This window comes from Klebsiella sp. KPN54798 (assembly GCF_021184225.1).
Taxonomy (GTDB): Bacteria; Pseudomonadota; Gammaproteobacteria; order Enterobacterales; family Enterobacteriaceae; genus Klebsiella; species Klebsiella pneumoniae.
In genome coordinates this window covers 4,071,067-4,084,047 of record NZ_CP089234.1, presented here as the reverse complement: position 1 = coordinate 4,084,047, position 12,981 = coordinate 4,071,067, and the positions used below count along the sequence as shown (strand labels likewise).

The following is a 12,981-nucleotide window of genomic DNA, read 5'->3' as shown; positions in this document are numbered from 1 at the left end:
TATGGTGATACACGTCACCCTTCCGGCGGGCTTTTCTTGTCCCGGCAAAAAAAGGGCGCCGAACAACGTCGGCGCCCGTTTCATCTGACGGCGTTTACTCTTTTGGTTTAAAGCGCAGCAGGCGGTTGGCGTTACTCACCACGGTGATCGACGACAGCGCCATCGCCGCGCCGGCGACCACCGGGTTGAGCAGGGTGCCGGTCAGCGGCCAGAGGATCCCGGCGGCAATCGGGATACCCAGCGAGTTGTAGACAAACGCGCCCAGCAGGTTCTGCTTCATATTGCGTAACGTTGCTTTCGAAATCGCCAGCGCATCGGCCACGCCGTGAAGACTATGGCGCATCAGGGTGATCGCCGCGGTTTCAATAGCGACATCGCTGCCGCCGCCCATGGCGATCCCGACATCCGCCTGGGCCAGCGCCGGGGCGTCGTTAATCCCATCGCCAACCATCGCCACTTTGTGCCCCTGGCTCTGCAGACGCTTAATGGCATCGGCTTTACCGTCCGGCAGCACGCCGGCGATCACTTCATCAATGCCGGCTTCTTTGGCGATAGCCTTCGCGGTGGTGGGGTTATCCCCGGTAAGCATCACCAGCCGGTAGCCCTGCCGATGCAAACGCGCCAGGGCGTCGACGCTGTCTTCGCGCAGCGGGTCGCGGATGGCGAACAGCGCGGCGGCCTGACCATCCACCGCCAGCAGCACCGGCGTGGCGCCGCGTGAGGCCTGGGCTGTCATCTCGCTTTCCACCTCGGCGGTATTGATATGCTGCTCGTTGAGCAGCGCCTGGTTACCGAGCAGCAGACGATGACCTTCCGCCTCGCCGCTGACGCCAAGGCCGCGCAGGGTGCGGAAGCCGCTGACTTCCGGCAATGGGCCGTCGGCAGCTTTATCAAGGATCGCTCGCGCCAGCGGATGGCTTGAGCCCTGCTCCAGCGCGGCGGCAAGACGCAGCGCGGTATGCTCATCAACGCCAGCGAAAGTTTTCACCGCCACCACCTGCGGCTTGCCTTCGGTCAGGGTGCCGGTTTTATCGAACACCAGGGTGTCGAGTTCACTGGCGCGCTGCAGCGCATCGGCATCGCGCACCAGCACGCCGTACTCCGCCGCCCGGCCAACGCCGGAGATAATCGACATTGGCGTCGCCAGGCCTAAGGCGCACGGACAGGCGATAATCAGTACCGTGGTGGCAATGACCAGGGTATAGACGATCTGCGGCGCCGGGCCGAAGAAGTACCAGATCGCAGCGCTAATCAGCGCAATGACGACCACCGCCGGAACAAATACGGCGGAGATTTTATCCGCCAGCTGGCCGATCTCCGGTTTGCTGCTCTGCGCCTGGCGCACCATGCGGATAATTCTTGCCAGCGTGGTCTGGCTGCCGACGGCGCTGGCGGTAAACAGCACGCTGCCATCCTGCACCACGGTCCCGGCGTGAATGGCGTCGCCATCGCCTTTTTGCTGCGGCACTGGTTCGCCGGTGAGCATCGCTTCATCAAACCAGGCTTCGCCCTGGCTTATCATGCCGTCGACCGGGACGCGGTCGCCGGTAGTCAGGCGCAGCGTCATGCCCGCCTGAACTTCCGCGAGCGGCAGATCTTTCTCGCCCTCGGGCGTGACGACCCGCGCCGAAGGCGGCGTCAGGTCGAGCAGTTTTTCCAGCGCTTTCGAGGAGCGCTGACGCGCGCGGGCCTCCAGCATATGGCCGAGGTTAATCAGGCCGATAATCATCGCGCTGGCTTCGTAATAGAGATGGCGGGCTTCCATCGGGAACCACTGCGGCCACAGGTTGACGCTCATCGAGTACAGCCAGGCGACGCCGGTGCCGAGCGCCACCAGCGTATCCATGGTAGCGGTGCCGTTTTTCAGGCTTTTCCACGCGCTGCGGTAGAAGTGGCCGCCGGCGAAGACCATGACGGCGAGGGTGACAAGGCCGATAACCAGCCACAGCGAACGGTTGTCGTCGCTGACCATCATGTTATCGCCGATCATGCCCCAGACCATCACCGGCACGCCGACCAGCAGGGCGACAATCGCCTGCCAGCGAAAACGTTTCATCGTCGCGAGGGCGGTTTCCTGCTGGCGTTCGCGGCGTTGCAGATCGTCTTCGATCGCCTCCGCGCCATAGCCGGCTTTCTCCACCGCCTGCACTAATTCAGCGGCGGACGCACTGCCCATCACCAGCGCCGTGCGTTCCGCCAGGTTTACCCGCGCCTGTGAGACGCCCGGCACCGCGGCAAGCGCGTTTTGTACCCGGGAGACGCAGCTGGCGCAGCTCATGCCGTTGATCAGCAGCTGTTGACTGTCATCTTCGTCATGGGCTGCCGGAAGCTCAGGAGTGGCCGCTGTCAGTGCTTCCGACGGGATTGATGATTCTGCCAGCGGTTTAGCCTTTGGGTGGCTGAGCTCCGCGCCGTATCCGGCTTGTTTAACGGTATCAATCAGCGCTTGCGCGCTGGCGCTGCCCGTCACATGGGCTTCAGTGAGGGTGACTTCCGCTTGCTCAACGTCAGGACGCTGCTCCAGACTCTCTTTCACGCGTTTGACGCAGTGGCCGCAGGAGAGGCCATCCAGCGTCAGGTCGATAGTGTTAGACATAAATAACTCCTGAATAATTTTCCGGTCAACGATTGACCAGAACCACTCTTTCATCGAGTATTAAGAAGGTTAAACCTTCCAGCAAGGGGAAGGTCAAGGAGAAAAAATGAATATCAGCGATGTGGCGAAAAAAACCGGCTTAACCAGCAAAGCGATTCGTTTTTATGAAGAGAAGGGGCTGGTGACGCCGCCGTTGCGGAGCGAAAACGGCTACCGCACCTATAGTCAGCAGCATCTCGATGAGCTGACGCTGCTGCGCCAGGCGCGGCAGGTGGGGTTTAACCTGGAAGAGTGCCGCGAACTGGTGGCCCTGTTCAACGACCCGTCGCGGCACAGCGCCGATGTGAAAAAACGCACGCTGGAGAAAGTGGCGGATATCGAGAACCATATCCGCGAGCTGCAAAATATGCGCGCGCACCTGCTGGCGCTGGCCGAATCCTGCCCCGGCGACGACAGCGCGGAGTGCCCGATTATCGATAATCTTTCCGGCTGCTGCCATCGCAAGGCGCAGGCTTAACGGACGGCGGGTCTGATTCGTAGCGTAATCCCTTCTACGGCAATCACTTCAACCTTGCTGCCCGCCGCGAAGTCTTCATCGGCAATCACCGGCCAGGAGCTGTCGCCCACGCGGACGTGGCCGCGGCCGTTCACCAGCGGGGCATCCAGCGTCAGGCGGCGGCCCACCAGTTGCTGCCCGCGCTGGTTGAGCTGGGCATCGGCCGGGCGCTGCGTTTTGACGCGCTTGCGCAGCCATTTCGACCACAGCCACGCCGCCAGCAGGGTGAGAACGGCAAACAGCGTGCCTTGCCATTCCCAGCTCAGCGGCAGGAGCCAGGTCAGGGCGCCGGTCACCACGCCGGCGACGCCGCTCCACAGCAGGTATCCGCTGCCGCCCAGCATCTCGGCCGCCAGCAGCAGCCCGCCGAGGCTTAGCCAGAACAGATGGGGGTGTGCGAGGATCATGCCGATCATGATTTTTTCCGATCGCCAGCGCCTTCTTTGATCAGCTCGCTGATCCCGGCGATCGATCCCATCAGGCTGCTGGCATCCAGCGGCATCAATACCACTTTGCTGTTGTTAGCGGCGCCAATCTGCTGCAGCGCATCGGTGTATTTCTGCGCCACGAAGTAGTTGATCGCCTGAATATCGCCCGAGGCGATCGCCGAGGAGACCATTTGGGTGGCGCGGGCTTCCGCTTCGGCGGACCGTTCGCGAGCCTCCGCCTGCAGGAACGCGGACTGCCGTTCGCCCTCGGCCTTGAGGATCTGCGACTGCTTTTCCCCTTCCGCTTTCAGAATTTCCGCCTGTCGCACCCCTTCGGCCTCAAGGATGTACGCGCGTTTGGTACGTTCGGCTTTCATCTGGGCGTTCATCGAGGCGATAAGCTCCGCCGGCGGGCGAACGTCGCGAATTTCGACGCGGGTGATTTTCACCCCCCACGGGTTGGTGGCGTCGTCAACGATATGCAGCAGGCGGGTGTTAATGCTGTCGCGCTGGGAGAGCATTTCGTCCAGCTCCATTGAGCCGAGCACGGTACGGATGTTGGTCATCGTCAGGTTGACGATCGCCTGCTCAAGATTGCTGACCTCGTAGGCGGCCTTTGGCGCGTCGATCACCTGAATAAAACAGACCGCGTCGATGGTGACGTTGGCGTTATCCCGGGAGATAACCTCCTGCGAGGGGATATCGAGCACCTGCTCCATCATGTTCACTTTGCGGCCGATACGGTCCATAAACGGCACGACTAAGCTTAATCCCGGCTGCAGCGTCTGGGTAAAACGCCCGAAGCGCTCCACCGTCCACTGGTAGCCCTGCGGGACAATTTTCACCGCCGCGGCCACAATAACCAGCGCGACGAAAATAAGGATAGGAATAAAAATCAGCATCAAAAACCTCCTGTCTTGTTGCCTGGCGGGGCGCTACAAGGAAATAGCGCATGTTTAAACTGAGTATATCTTTCTCCTCATCCTGGAGAAAGGAAAGTGCGGTAAACTAGCGGTGTTTCAGAAAATAATCAGGAAGACTCATGAAGGAAAATAACGCGCTTTTGCGTCTCGACGGTGTGGGGTTTAAGACCGACGACGCCGTTATTTTACACAATATCAATTTTCAGCTTCGCGCCGGAGAATTCAAGTTGATTACCGGCCCTTCCGGCTGCGGGAAAAGTACCTTGCTGAAGATTATCGCCTCGCTGCTCAGCCCAACCTCCGGGCGCCTGTTCTTCGACGATGCGGATGTCGCGACGCTGTCGCCGGAAAGGTATCGCCAACAGGTCTCTTACTGCGCGCAGACGCCGGCCCTGTTCGGTGATTCGGTTTACGATAATCTGATTTTTCCGTGGCAGATCCGCAATAAACAACCGGATCCGCAGGCGCTGCTGGCCGACCTGCAGCGCTTTGGCCTTGACGAAAATATGCTGGAAAAATCCATTAATGAACTCTCCGGCGGGGAAAAGCAGCGCGTATCGCTGATCCGCAATCTACAATTTCTGCCGCGCGTGCTGCTGCTGGACGAAATTACCAGCGCGCTGGATGAAAGTAATAAACAGAATGTGAATGAAATTATTCATGGCTACGCAACGGAAAAACAGGTCGCTGTTCTGTGGGTCACCCACGATCGCAATGAAATTTCGCATGCCGATGAAGTGATTACGCTGCAACCTGCCGGCGGAAATATGCAGGAGGTACAGCATGAACGGGCATAACATTACGAACGAATCGCTGGCGCTGTCGATGGTGCTGGTGCTGATCGCTATTCTGGTCAGCTATCGGGAAAAGCTGGCGCTGGAAAAAGATATTATCTGGAGTATTTGCCGGGCGATCGTGCAGCTGATAATCGTCGGCTATGTGCTGAAATATATCTTTAACGTCAATCATGCGGTTCTGACGCTGTTGATGGTGCTGTTTATCTGCTTTAACGCGGCGTGGAATGCGAAGAAGCGCAGTAAATATATCGACAAAGCTTTTATCTCGTCGTTTATCGCCATCACTACTGGCGCTGGACTAACGCTGGCGGTACTGGTGTTTTCTGGCTCGATCGCCTTCGTGCCGATGCAGGTGATCCCGATTGCCGGGATGGTGGCCGGGAACGCCATGGTGGCGGTAGGGCTGTGCTACAACAATATGGGCCAGCGCTTCAGCAGCGAGCAGCAGCAGATTCAGGAGAAGCTGAGCCTCGGCGCGACGCCGAAGATGGCCTCAGCGCGGCTGATTCGCGAGAGCATTCGCGCGTCATTGATTCCCACCGTCGATTCGGCGAAAACGGTCGGTCTGGTGAGCTTGCCTGGGATGATGTCGGGGCTGATTTTTGCCGGTATTGACCCGGTGAAGGCGATTAAGTACCAGATCATGGTGACCTTTATGCTGCTGTCGACCGCCAGCCTGTCGACGATTATCGCCGGCTATCTGACCTACCGGAAGTTCTTCAACGCCCGCCATCAGCTGGTGGTGACGCAGCTGAAAAAGCGCCCGTGAACGATCCCGGGTTGCGGCGTTCACGCCTTACCCGGGCTACTTAGGCTACGTTCCGCATAGTTCGCGTAGCCCGGATAAGCGCAGCGCTATCCGGGGAAGGCAACGGATTAGTACAGCAGCGAATAGAGCTGACGACGATATTTGGCGGCCAGCGCATCGCCGGTACCGAGGGCGGCGAGGATCTCCTGCAGCATCTTGCGCGCCTGGCCATCGCCGGCGCCTAAATCTTTCTGCAGATGGCTGAACAGCAGGGCCAGCGCTTCTTCATTACGCCCGACCTGATGCAGCTGCAGTGCCAGCTGGGAGGCCAACTGCGCATCCTCCGGATTCTGTTCCACCTGCTGCTGCAACTGCTGGATTTGCGGGGTGTCGGCGGCCTGTTTGAGCAGCTCAATCTGCGCCACCAGACCCTGATAGTGGGTATCCTGATCCTGCAGAGGAATGGTTTTCAGCACGCTTTCCGCTTCATCGGAACGGTGCAGAGCAATCAGCGTTTCCGCCAGCAGCAGGCCAATCTGGCTTTCCTGATTCGACAGCTGCCAGGCTTCCTTCAGCAGCGGCAGGGCATCGGCGTATTTTTCTTCCTGCATCAGGGCCAGCGCCTGCTGAGCTTTCAGCTCCTCTTCACGGGGCAGGACTTTATCCAGCAGGGCGCGGATCGCTTCTTCCGGCTGCGGGCCTTCAAAACCATCCACCGGCTGGCCGTTCTGGAACAGATAAACCGTAGGGATGGCGCGCAGACCAAACTGTGAGGCGAGCATCTGCTCGGCGTCGCAATCGACCTTCGCCAGCGTGAACTGGCCGTTGTATTGGGCTGCCAGGCGCTCGAGCACCGGGGTCAGCTGTTCGCAGTGCTGGCTGCGGGCAGACCAGAAATAAAACAGCACCGGAACGTTCATGGACTGCTGTAGCGTCTGCTGCAGGTTCGCTTCGCTAATGTTGACAATATTCTGTTCGGACATGGGCATTTCTCGTTAGTCGATTTCTGTTTTACATGGGGGCGGCATTCCGCGCTTCAACTCAGCCGTGGATAATTTTGTCCATCGCGCGGGCAGGCAGCAGGCGCTTAAGCAGCGCCACCGCGTGGGTGACCAGGGTGACCGGATAGCGCAGCTTTGGTTTATCGCTGGTAAAAGCATGGCGCACTTTTTCCACCACCGCCTCCGGCCCGAGGGTAAAGCGGGCGGCGATGCCCGGATTTTCTACGGGCTTATCGCTTTGCGTCTGGTTGACGTTATCGGTAAAGCGGGTGCGGATCGGGCCCGGTTCAATCAGGCTGACCTGAATACCGCTGTGGCGCAGCTCCATGCGCAGCGCGTCGGACCACGCCTCGAGGGCATATTTACTGGCGGCATAGGCTCCGCGGCCGGGACTGGCGATAAGCCCCATCACCGAGGAGGTCATCACGATGCGTCCTTCGCCGTGCGGCGTCATCGCCGGCAGCAGCAGCATGGTGAGCTGATGCGCGCCGAAAAAGTTAGCGGAAAATTGCTGTTCCATCTGCTGGCGGCTGATGGTGTTCAGCGGGCCATAGACGCCATACCCGGCGTTATTGAACAGGCCGTAGAGACGATTATCGGTCAGCGCAATCACCTCCGCTGCCGCGCGCTCCACGCTCTGCGGGTCATCCAGATCGAGCAAAATACCGGTTAGCCCCAGCTCCTGCATCCGCGCGACATCCTCTGCTTTGCGGCAGGCCGCCAGCACGCGAAAGCCCTGGCGGGTTAAATCCAGCGCGCTTTCCAGACCAATTCCGCTGGAACAGCCTGTCACTAAAACCGTTTTTTGCATAACTTTACCTGTCAGCGACCCCTGGCGTTCAGGAGTCATGATTAACTAAGGGAGCCAGCCGCTTCGCCATCCAGTCGGCGATAAACGGCTGCGCGTCGCGATTTGGATGAATGCCGTCGTCCTGCATCCATTGCGGCTTGAGATAGACCTCCTCCATAAAAAAGGGCAGGAGAGGAATAGCGAACTCTTTGGCCAGGGCCGGGTAAATCGCGCCGAAGGCTTCATTATAGCGGCGGCCATAGTTCGCCGGCAGGTGAATTTGCATCAGCAGCGGCTCGGCGTTGGCCGCTTTGATATCTTTAATAATGGTGCGCAGCGTCTGCTCGGTCTGCTGCGGCGGAAAACCGCGCAGTCCGTCATTGCCGCCGAGCTCAACCAGCACCCAGCGCGGCTGGTGCTGCTTAAGCAGCGCTGGCAGGCGAGCCAACCCCTGCTGCGAGGTATCGCCGCTGATGCTGGCGTTCACCACCGGCGTTTTCGCCTGCCACTGCTCATTGAGCAGCGCAGGCCAGGCGGCGTTGGCCGCCATCCGATAGCCAGCGCTCAGGCTGTCGCCGAGGATCAGCAGCGTGTCCGCCGCCATCGCGCGGCAGGTAAACAGGAACAACAACAGGAAAGGCACATGCCAGCGGAAAACATACTTGAAGTTCATCATCTTAAGAAGTCCGTCGGTCAGGGGGAGCATCAGCTCTCCATCCTTACCGGAGTTGAGCTGGTTGTCAAACCGCGGCAGACCATCGCCCTGATCGGCGAGTCGGGTTCCGGTAAATCGACCCTGCTGGCGATCCTCGCCGGCCTCGACGATGGCAGCAGCGGGGAAGTATCGATGCTGGGCAAACCGCTGCACCGGATGGATGAAGAGGCGCGGGCGGCGCTGCGGGCGCAGCACGTTGGTTTTGTTTTTCAGTCGTTTATGCTGATCCCGACGCTCAACGCCCTGGAGAACGTCGAGCTGCCGGCGCTGTTGCGCGGCGCCAGCGATAGCCAGAGCCGGGGCGATGCCCGCGCGCTGCTTGAGCAGCTGGGACTTGGCAAACGCCTGCACCACCTGCCGGCGCAGCTCTCCGGCGGCGAACAGCAGCGGGTGGCGCTGGCCCGGGCCTTTAACGGGCGCCCGGCCATTCTGTTCGCCGATGAGCCCACCGGCAACCTCGATCGCCAGACCGGGGACAAAATTGCCGATCTGCTGTTCTCGCTTAATCGCGAACACGGCACCACCCTGATCCTCGTCACTCACGATCCGCTGCTGGCGGCGCGCTGCGATCGCCGTCTGCGCCTGGTGGATGGCCAGCTGCGGGAGGAAGCATGATCGCCCGCTGGTTCTGGCGCGAATGGCGCTCGCCGTCGCTGCTGATCGTCTGGCTGGCGTTAAGCCTCGCCGTGGCCTGCGTGCTGGCCCTGGGGTCGATAAGCGATCGGATGGAGAAAGGCCTTAGCCAGCAAAGCCGTGAGTTTATGGCCGGCGACCGTACGCTGCGCAGTTCGCGCGAGGTGCCCGCCGAGTGGATCGCACAGGCGCGGAAGTCAGGGCTGACCGTCGGCGAGCAGCTGAGCTTTGCCACCATGACGTTCGCCGGGGATACGCCGCAGCTGGCGGACGTTAAGGCGGTGGACGACCGCTATCCGCTGTATGGCACCCTCGAGACGCAGCCGCCGGGGCTGAAGCCGCAGGCGGGGAGCGTGCTGCTGGCGCCAAGGCTGATGGCGCTCCTGAACCTGAAAACCGGCGATACGATTGACGTTGGCGATGCCACGCTGCGCATTGCCGGGGAGGTGATTCAGGAGCCGGATGCGGGGTTTAACCCCTTCCAGATGGCGCCGCGGCTGATGATGAATATGGCCGACGTGGCAAAAACCGGGGCCGTGCAGCCCGGCAGTCGCGTTGCATGGCGCTATAAGTTCGCCGGCGACGCTGAACAGCTGGCCAATTATGAGCAGTGGTTGCTGCCGAAGCTCGGCCCGGAGCATCGCTGGATTGGTCTTGACCAGGACGACAGCGCGCTGGGCAAATCCCTCGAACGCTCGCAGCAATTCCTGTTGTTATCCGCGCTGTTGACGCTGCTGCTGGCCGTCGCCGCAGTGGCGGTAGCGATGAGCCACTACTGCCGCAGCCGCTATGATCTGGTCGCCATACTCAAGACGCTGGGCGCCGGAAGGTCGCAGCTGCGCAAGCTTATCGTCGGCCAATGGCTGCTGCTGTTGACGCTGTCGGTGATAACCGGCGGGGTGGCGGGCCTGGCGCTGGAGCGTCTGCTGCTGCTGGTGCTCAAACCGGTGCTGCCCGCCGCGTTACCCGCTGCCAGCGGTTGGCCGTGGCTGTGGGCTATCGGGGCGACAGGCGTCATTTCCCTGCTGGTGGGCCTGCGACCCTATCGACTGCTGCTGGCGACCCTGCCGCTGCGAGTGCTGCGTCAGGATGTGGTGGCTAACGTCTGGCCGTTGAAAATCTGGGTCCCGGCGGTTAGCGTCGTGGTGGTGGGCCTGTTGGCCTGGCTGCTGGGCGGCAGCCCGCTGCTGTGGTCGGTGCTGGCCGGGGCGGTGGTGCTGGCGCTGCTGTGCGGCCTGGTGGGCTGGGGATTGCTGTGGCTGCTCAAACGCCTGACGCTCAAAGCCTTGCCGCTGCGTCTGGCGGTGAACCGCCTGCTGCGCCAGCCGTGGTCGACCCTCAGCCAGCTGGCGGCGTTTTCCCTGTCGTTTATGCTGCTGGCGCTCCTGTTGGTGCTGCGCGGCGATCTGCTTGACCGCTGGCAGCAGCAGTTGCCCCCGCAGAGCCCGAACTACTTTCTGATCAATATCGCCCCTGAGCAGATAGTGCCGGTGAAGACCTTCCTCGCCGAACACCAGACGCGGGCGGCGGAATTCTATCCGATCGTCCGGGCCCGTCTGACGCAGATCAACGGTCAATCCACGGACGGGAACAAAGACGAAGCGCTGAATCGCGAGCTTAATCTCACCTGGAGCGAACAGCGTCCGGATCATAATCCGCTGGTGGCCGGCAGCTGGCCGCCGAAGCCGGGCGAGGTATCGATTGAGGAGGGGCTGGCGCAGCGGCTGGGGATAAAGATCGGCGATACAGTGACCTTTACCGGCGATACCCAGGAGTTCAGCGCGAAGGTCAGCAGCGTGCGCAAAGTAGACTGGGAGAGCCTGCGGCCAAACTTCTTCTTTATTTTCCCCGCCGGGGCGCTGGACGGGCAGCCGCAGAGCTGGCTCACCAGCTTCCGCTGGGATAACGGTCCCGCGATGTTGACCCAGCTGAACCGCGAGTTTCCCACCGTCAGTCTGCTGGATATCGGCGCCATCCTGCGTCAGGTCGGCCAGGTGCTCTCCCAGGTCAGCCGGGCGCTGGAGGTGATGGTAGGCCTGGTGACGGCCTGCGGCGTGCTGCTGTTGCTGGCGCAGGTGCAGGTCGGTATGCGTCAACGCCATCAGGAGCTGGTGGTCTGGCGCACGCTGGGGGCAGGAAAATCGCTGCTGCGCGCTACGCTGTGGGCGGAGTTTGCCCTGCTGGGGCTGGTTTCCGGCCTGGTGGCGGCGATAGGCGCGGAAGTGGCGCTGGCGATGCTGCAGACGAAAGTCTTTGATTTTCCCTGGGCGCCGGACTGGCGCCTGTGGGTGTTGCTGCCGCTGACGGGAGCGGTGTTGTTATCCCTGTGCGGCGGCGGGCTGGGGCTGCGTCTGTTAAAAGGAAAAGCGCTATTCCGCCAGTTTAGCCAGTAAGAATATTGCATTTTGATGATGCGCCGCCTTTTTTGGCGGCGCTTTTATTTTAAACGCACAAATTGATAAATCATTGATTTTTAAGAGCACAAAACATTAAAAACCCAACAACACGCTATGCTGATTCGCGGTTAATATTCAACTGGAAAATATAAGGTGGCTTATTAATCAAGGAAAAACTATGGCACACACAATAAAAGCGCTGGCGATCTCGATCGGCGCAGCATTAGCGTTAACGTCATTGCCTTCCCACGCGGAGATTACGCTGCTGAAACAAGATCCGCAGGCGGGCGATCCGTTAAGCCGGCTTAACTTTACCGTCGGCGGCAGTATCCGGCCGCAGTTCAACATGATGACCGGCGATGGCGACAAAGGCTCCTATAAGCGTAACGGTTTTGACGGCGGCACCCGCTTCCGCTTCGCGGCGGATTACTACCTGTTCGATGATATTAGCTGGATCAGCTACTATGAGCTGGGCGTGAACATTCCGGCGCTGTTTGACTGGGATAACCACTACGCGGAAGGCGCGAACAATACCACCCGCCGCATGCTGTATACCGGCCTGAAAAGCGATACCTGGGGTACGTTAACCTACGGGCAGCAGAACAGCATTTACTATGATGTGGTGGGGGTGAAAACCGATATCTGGGACTACGATATGATCGGTCAGGCCCCGGGGAACGGTATTAATGGCGATTACGATGGCTCCTATCGTTCACGTAATATGCTGAAATATAAGAAAACCGTAGGTGATGTCGATCTTTACGGCTCTTATCTGTTCGAAGACAGCGAATACCTGCCGGGTAACGGCCTGCGCTACAAGCGTAAAGGCGGTGGTTCTGTTGGCGCGGACTACCACATCATGAAGGATCTGACCTGGGGTACCGCGTGGAACTACACCCGCGCCGAAATGCGCGACCCGTCAAGCGCCGACAGCAAAACCTATGACCAGAATATCGTCGGTACCGCGCTGAGCTGGACGCCGGATAACTGGACCTTCTCCTTCGGCGGCGGCTGGTATCAGAACTTCCTCACCACCAAGAAAACCGATGTGCATAATTACTTTGCCGGTGACGCCTGGGGGATTGAATATTTTGCGGGCTATAAATTCCCGATCAATCAATACGCTGTTAAATCTATTCAGCCGTACTTTATGGGCGACCGTCTGGAATATGTGAACGGCCGCAACTATCAGCGTATCGATAACGGTCTGGGGATTAGCTTCCAGCTGGATTACGGTTTCCGCGTTGACTACGAACACGTGTTTACCTCCAGCACCGACAACCTTGGCGATATGAACCTGGTCCGTCTGCGCTACGACTTCTAAGCGGTCACAACTCCCCGGTCGCGCGCGCTTACCGTGGCTACAAATCGCGCCGACCGGTAGCCCGGCTAAGGCGT

At 60.0% G+C, this 12,981-nt stretch carries 13 protein-coding genes; 6 read left to right on the top strand and 7 right to left on the bottom strand.

The annotated features are described in order from the left end of the window. Window positions 1-94 precede the first annotated feature (94 nt). Complete coding sequence (gene copA, locus LPQ25_RS19655) at window positions 95-2,596, bottom strand: copper-exporting P-type ATPase CopA (protein WP_004178775.1); 2,502 nt, start codon at window positions 2,594-2,596, stop codon at window positions 95-97. A gap of 106 nt (window positions 2,597-2,702) precedes the next feature. Here copA and cueR point away from each other — a divergent pair, with 106 nt between their 5' ends. Continuing rightward, window positions 2,703-3,113, top strand: a complete 411-nt coding sequence (gene cueR, locus LPQ25_RS19650) for a Cu(I)-responsive transcriptional regulator (protein WP_002892208.1) — start codon at window positions 2,703-2,705, stop codon at window positions 3,111-3,113. Here the strand turns inward: cueR and LPQ25_RS19645 are convergent. After that, complete coding sequence (locus tag LPQ25_RS19645) at window positions 3,110-3,568, bottom strand: NfeD family protein (protein ID WP_004142979.1); 459 nt, start codon at window positions 3,566-3,568, stop codon at window positions 3,110-3,112. The two genes, cueR and LPQ25_RS19645, sit on opposite strands and share 4 nt — an antisense overlap. Further along, the gene (locus LPQ25_RS19640) at window positions 3,565-4,482 is read right to left on the bottom strand and encodes an SPFH domain-containing protein (RefSeq protein ID WP_002892258.1); all 918 of its coding nucleotides are present in this window, start codon (window positions 4,480-4,482) and stop codon (window positions 3,565-3,567) included. Before LPQ25_RS19640 ends, LPQ25_RS19645 begins: the two co-directional genes overlap by 4 nt. 140 nt (window positions 4,483-4,622) lie before the next feature. Here LPQ25_RS19640 and fetA point away from each other — a divergent pair, with 140 nt between their 5' ends. After that, on the top strand, window positions 4,623-5,300 hold the full coding sequence (gene fetA, locus LPQ25_RS19635; RefSeq protein WP_004177224.1) for an iron efflux ABC transporter ATP-binding subunit FetA: 678 nt from the start codon (window positions 4,623-4,625) through the stop codon (window positions 5,298-5,300). Further along, window positions 5,287-6,069, top strand: coding sequence for an iron efflux ABC transporter permease subunit FetB (gene fetB / locus LPQ25_RS19630; RefSeq protein ID WP_004177223.1), 783 nt, complete (start codon window positions 5,287-5,289; stop codon window positions 6,067-6,069). Before fetA ends, fetB begins: the two co-directional genes overlap by 14 nt. Window positions 6,070-6,176: 107 nt before the next feature. On the opposite strand, the gene LPQ25_RS19625 is transcribed toward fetB, so the two are convergent. The 3 genes from LPQ25_RS19625 to tesA are packed head-to-tail and all read right to left on the bottom strand — an operon-like array spanning window position 6,177 to window position 8,512. Next, window positions 6,177-7,031, bottom strand: a complete 855-nt coding sequence (locus tag LPQ25_RS19625; protein ID WP_012737523.1) for a co-chaperone YbbN — start codon at window positions 7,029-7,031, stop codon at window positions 6,177-6,179. 58 nt (window positions 7,032-7,089) lie between these two features. After that, entirely contained in the window at window positions 7,090-7,899 is an 810-nt protein-coding gene (locus LPQ25_RS19620; protein WP_009484702.1) for an SDR family oxidoreductase, read from the bottom strand. Next, entirely contained in the window at window positions 7,889-8,512 is a 624-nt protein-coding gene (tesA, locus tag LPQ25_RS19615) for a multifunctional acyl-CoA thioesterase I/protease I/lysophospholipase L1 (protein WP_004196998.1), read from the bottom strand. The genes LPQ25_RS19620 and tesA overlap by 11 nt, the downstream gene beginning before the upstream one ends. On the opposite strand from tesA, the gene ybbA reads away from it, so the two are divergent. Together ybbA and ybbP are read left to right on the top strand one after the other, a co-directional pair. Next, the gene (gene ybbA, locus LPQ25_RS19610; RefSeq protein ID WP_004146399.1) at window positions 8,483-9,169 is read left to right on the top strand and encodes a putative ABC transporter ATP-binding protein YbbA; all 687 of its coding nucleotides are present in this window, start codon (window positions 8,483-8,485) and stop codon (window positions 9,167-9,169) included. The genes tesA and ybbA overlap by 30 nt on opposite strands. Beyond that, window positions 9,166-11,580 carry a putative ABC transporter permease subunit YbbP gene (ybbP, locus tag LPQ25_RS19605; RefSeq protein ID WP_012737525.1) on the top strand — a complete coding sequence of 805 codons (2,415 nt, stop codon included), beginning with the start codon at window positions 9,166-9,168 and terminating at the stop codon, window positions 11,578-11,580. The genes ybbA and ybbP overlap by 4 nt, the downstream gene beginning before the upstream one ends. Here ybbP and LPQ25_RS19600 read toward each other — a convergent pair. Then, window positions 11,557-11,670, bottom strand: a complete 114-nt coding sequence (locus LPQ25_RS19600; protein ID WP_020316407.1) for a hypothetical protein — start codon at window positions 11,668-11,670, stop codon at window positions 11,557-11,559. The genes ybbP and LPQ25_RS19600 overlap by 24 nt on opposite strands. A 91-nt stretch (window positions 11,671-11,761) precedes the next feature. Here LPQ25_RS19600 and LPQ25_RS19595 point away from each other — a divergent pair, with 91 nt between their 5' ends. Next, window positions 11,762-12,907, top strand: a complete 1,146-nt coding sequence (locus LPQ25_RS19595) for a porin (RefSeq protein WP_004142997.1) — start codon at window positions 11,762-11,764, stop codon at window positions 12,905-12,907. Window positions 12,908-12,981 lie beyond the last annotated feature (74 nt).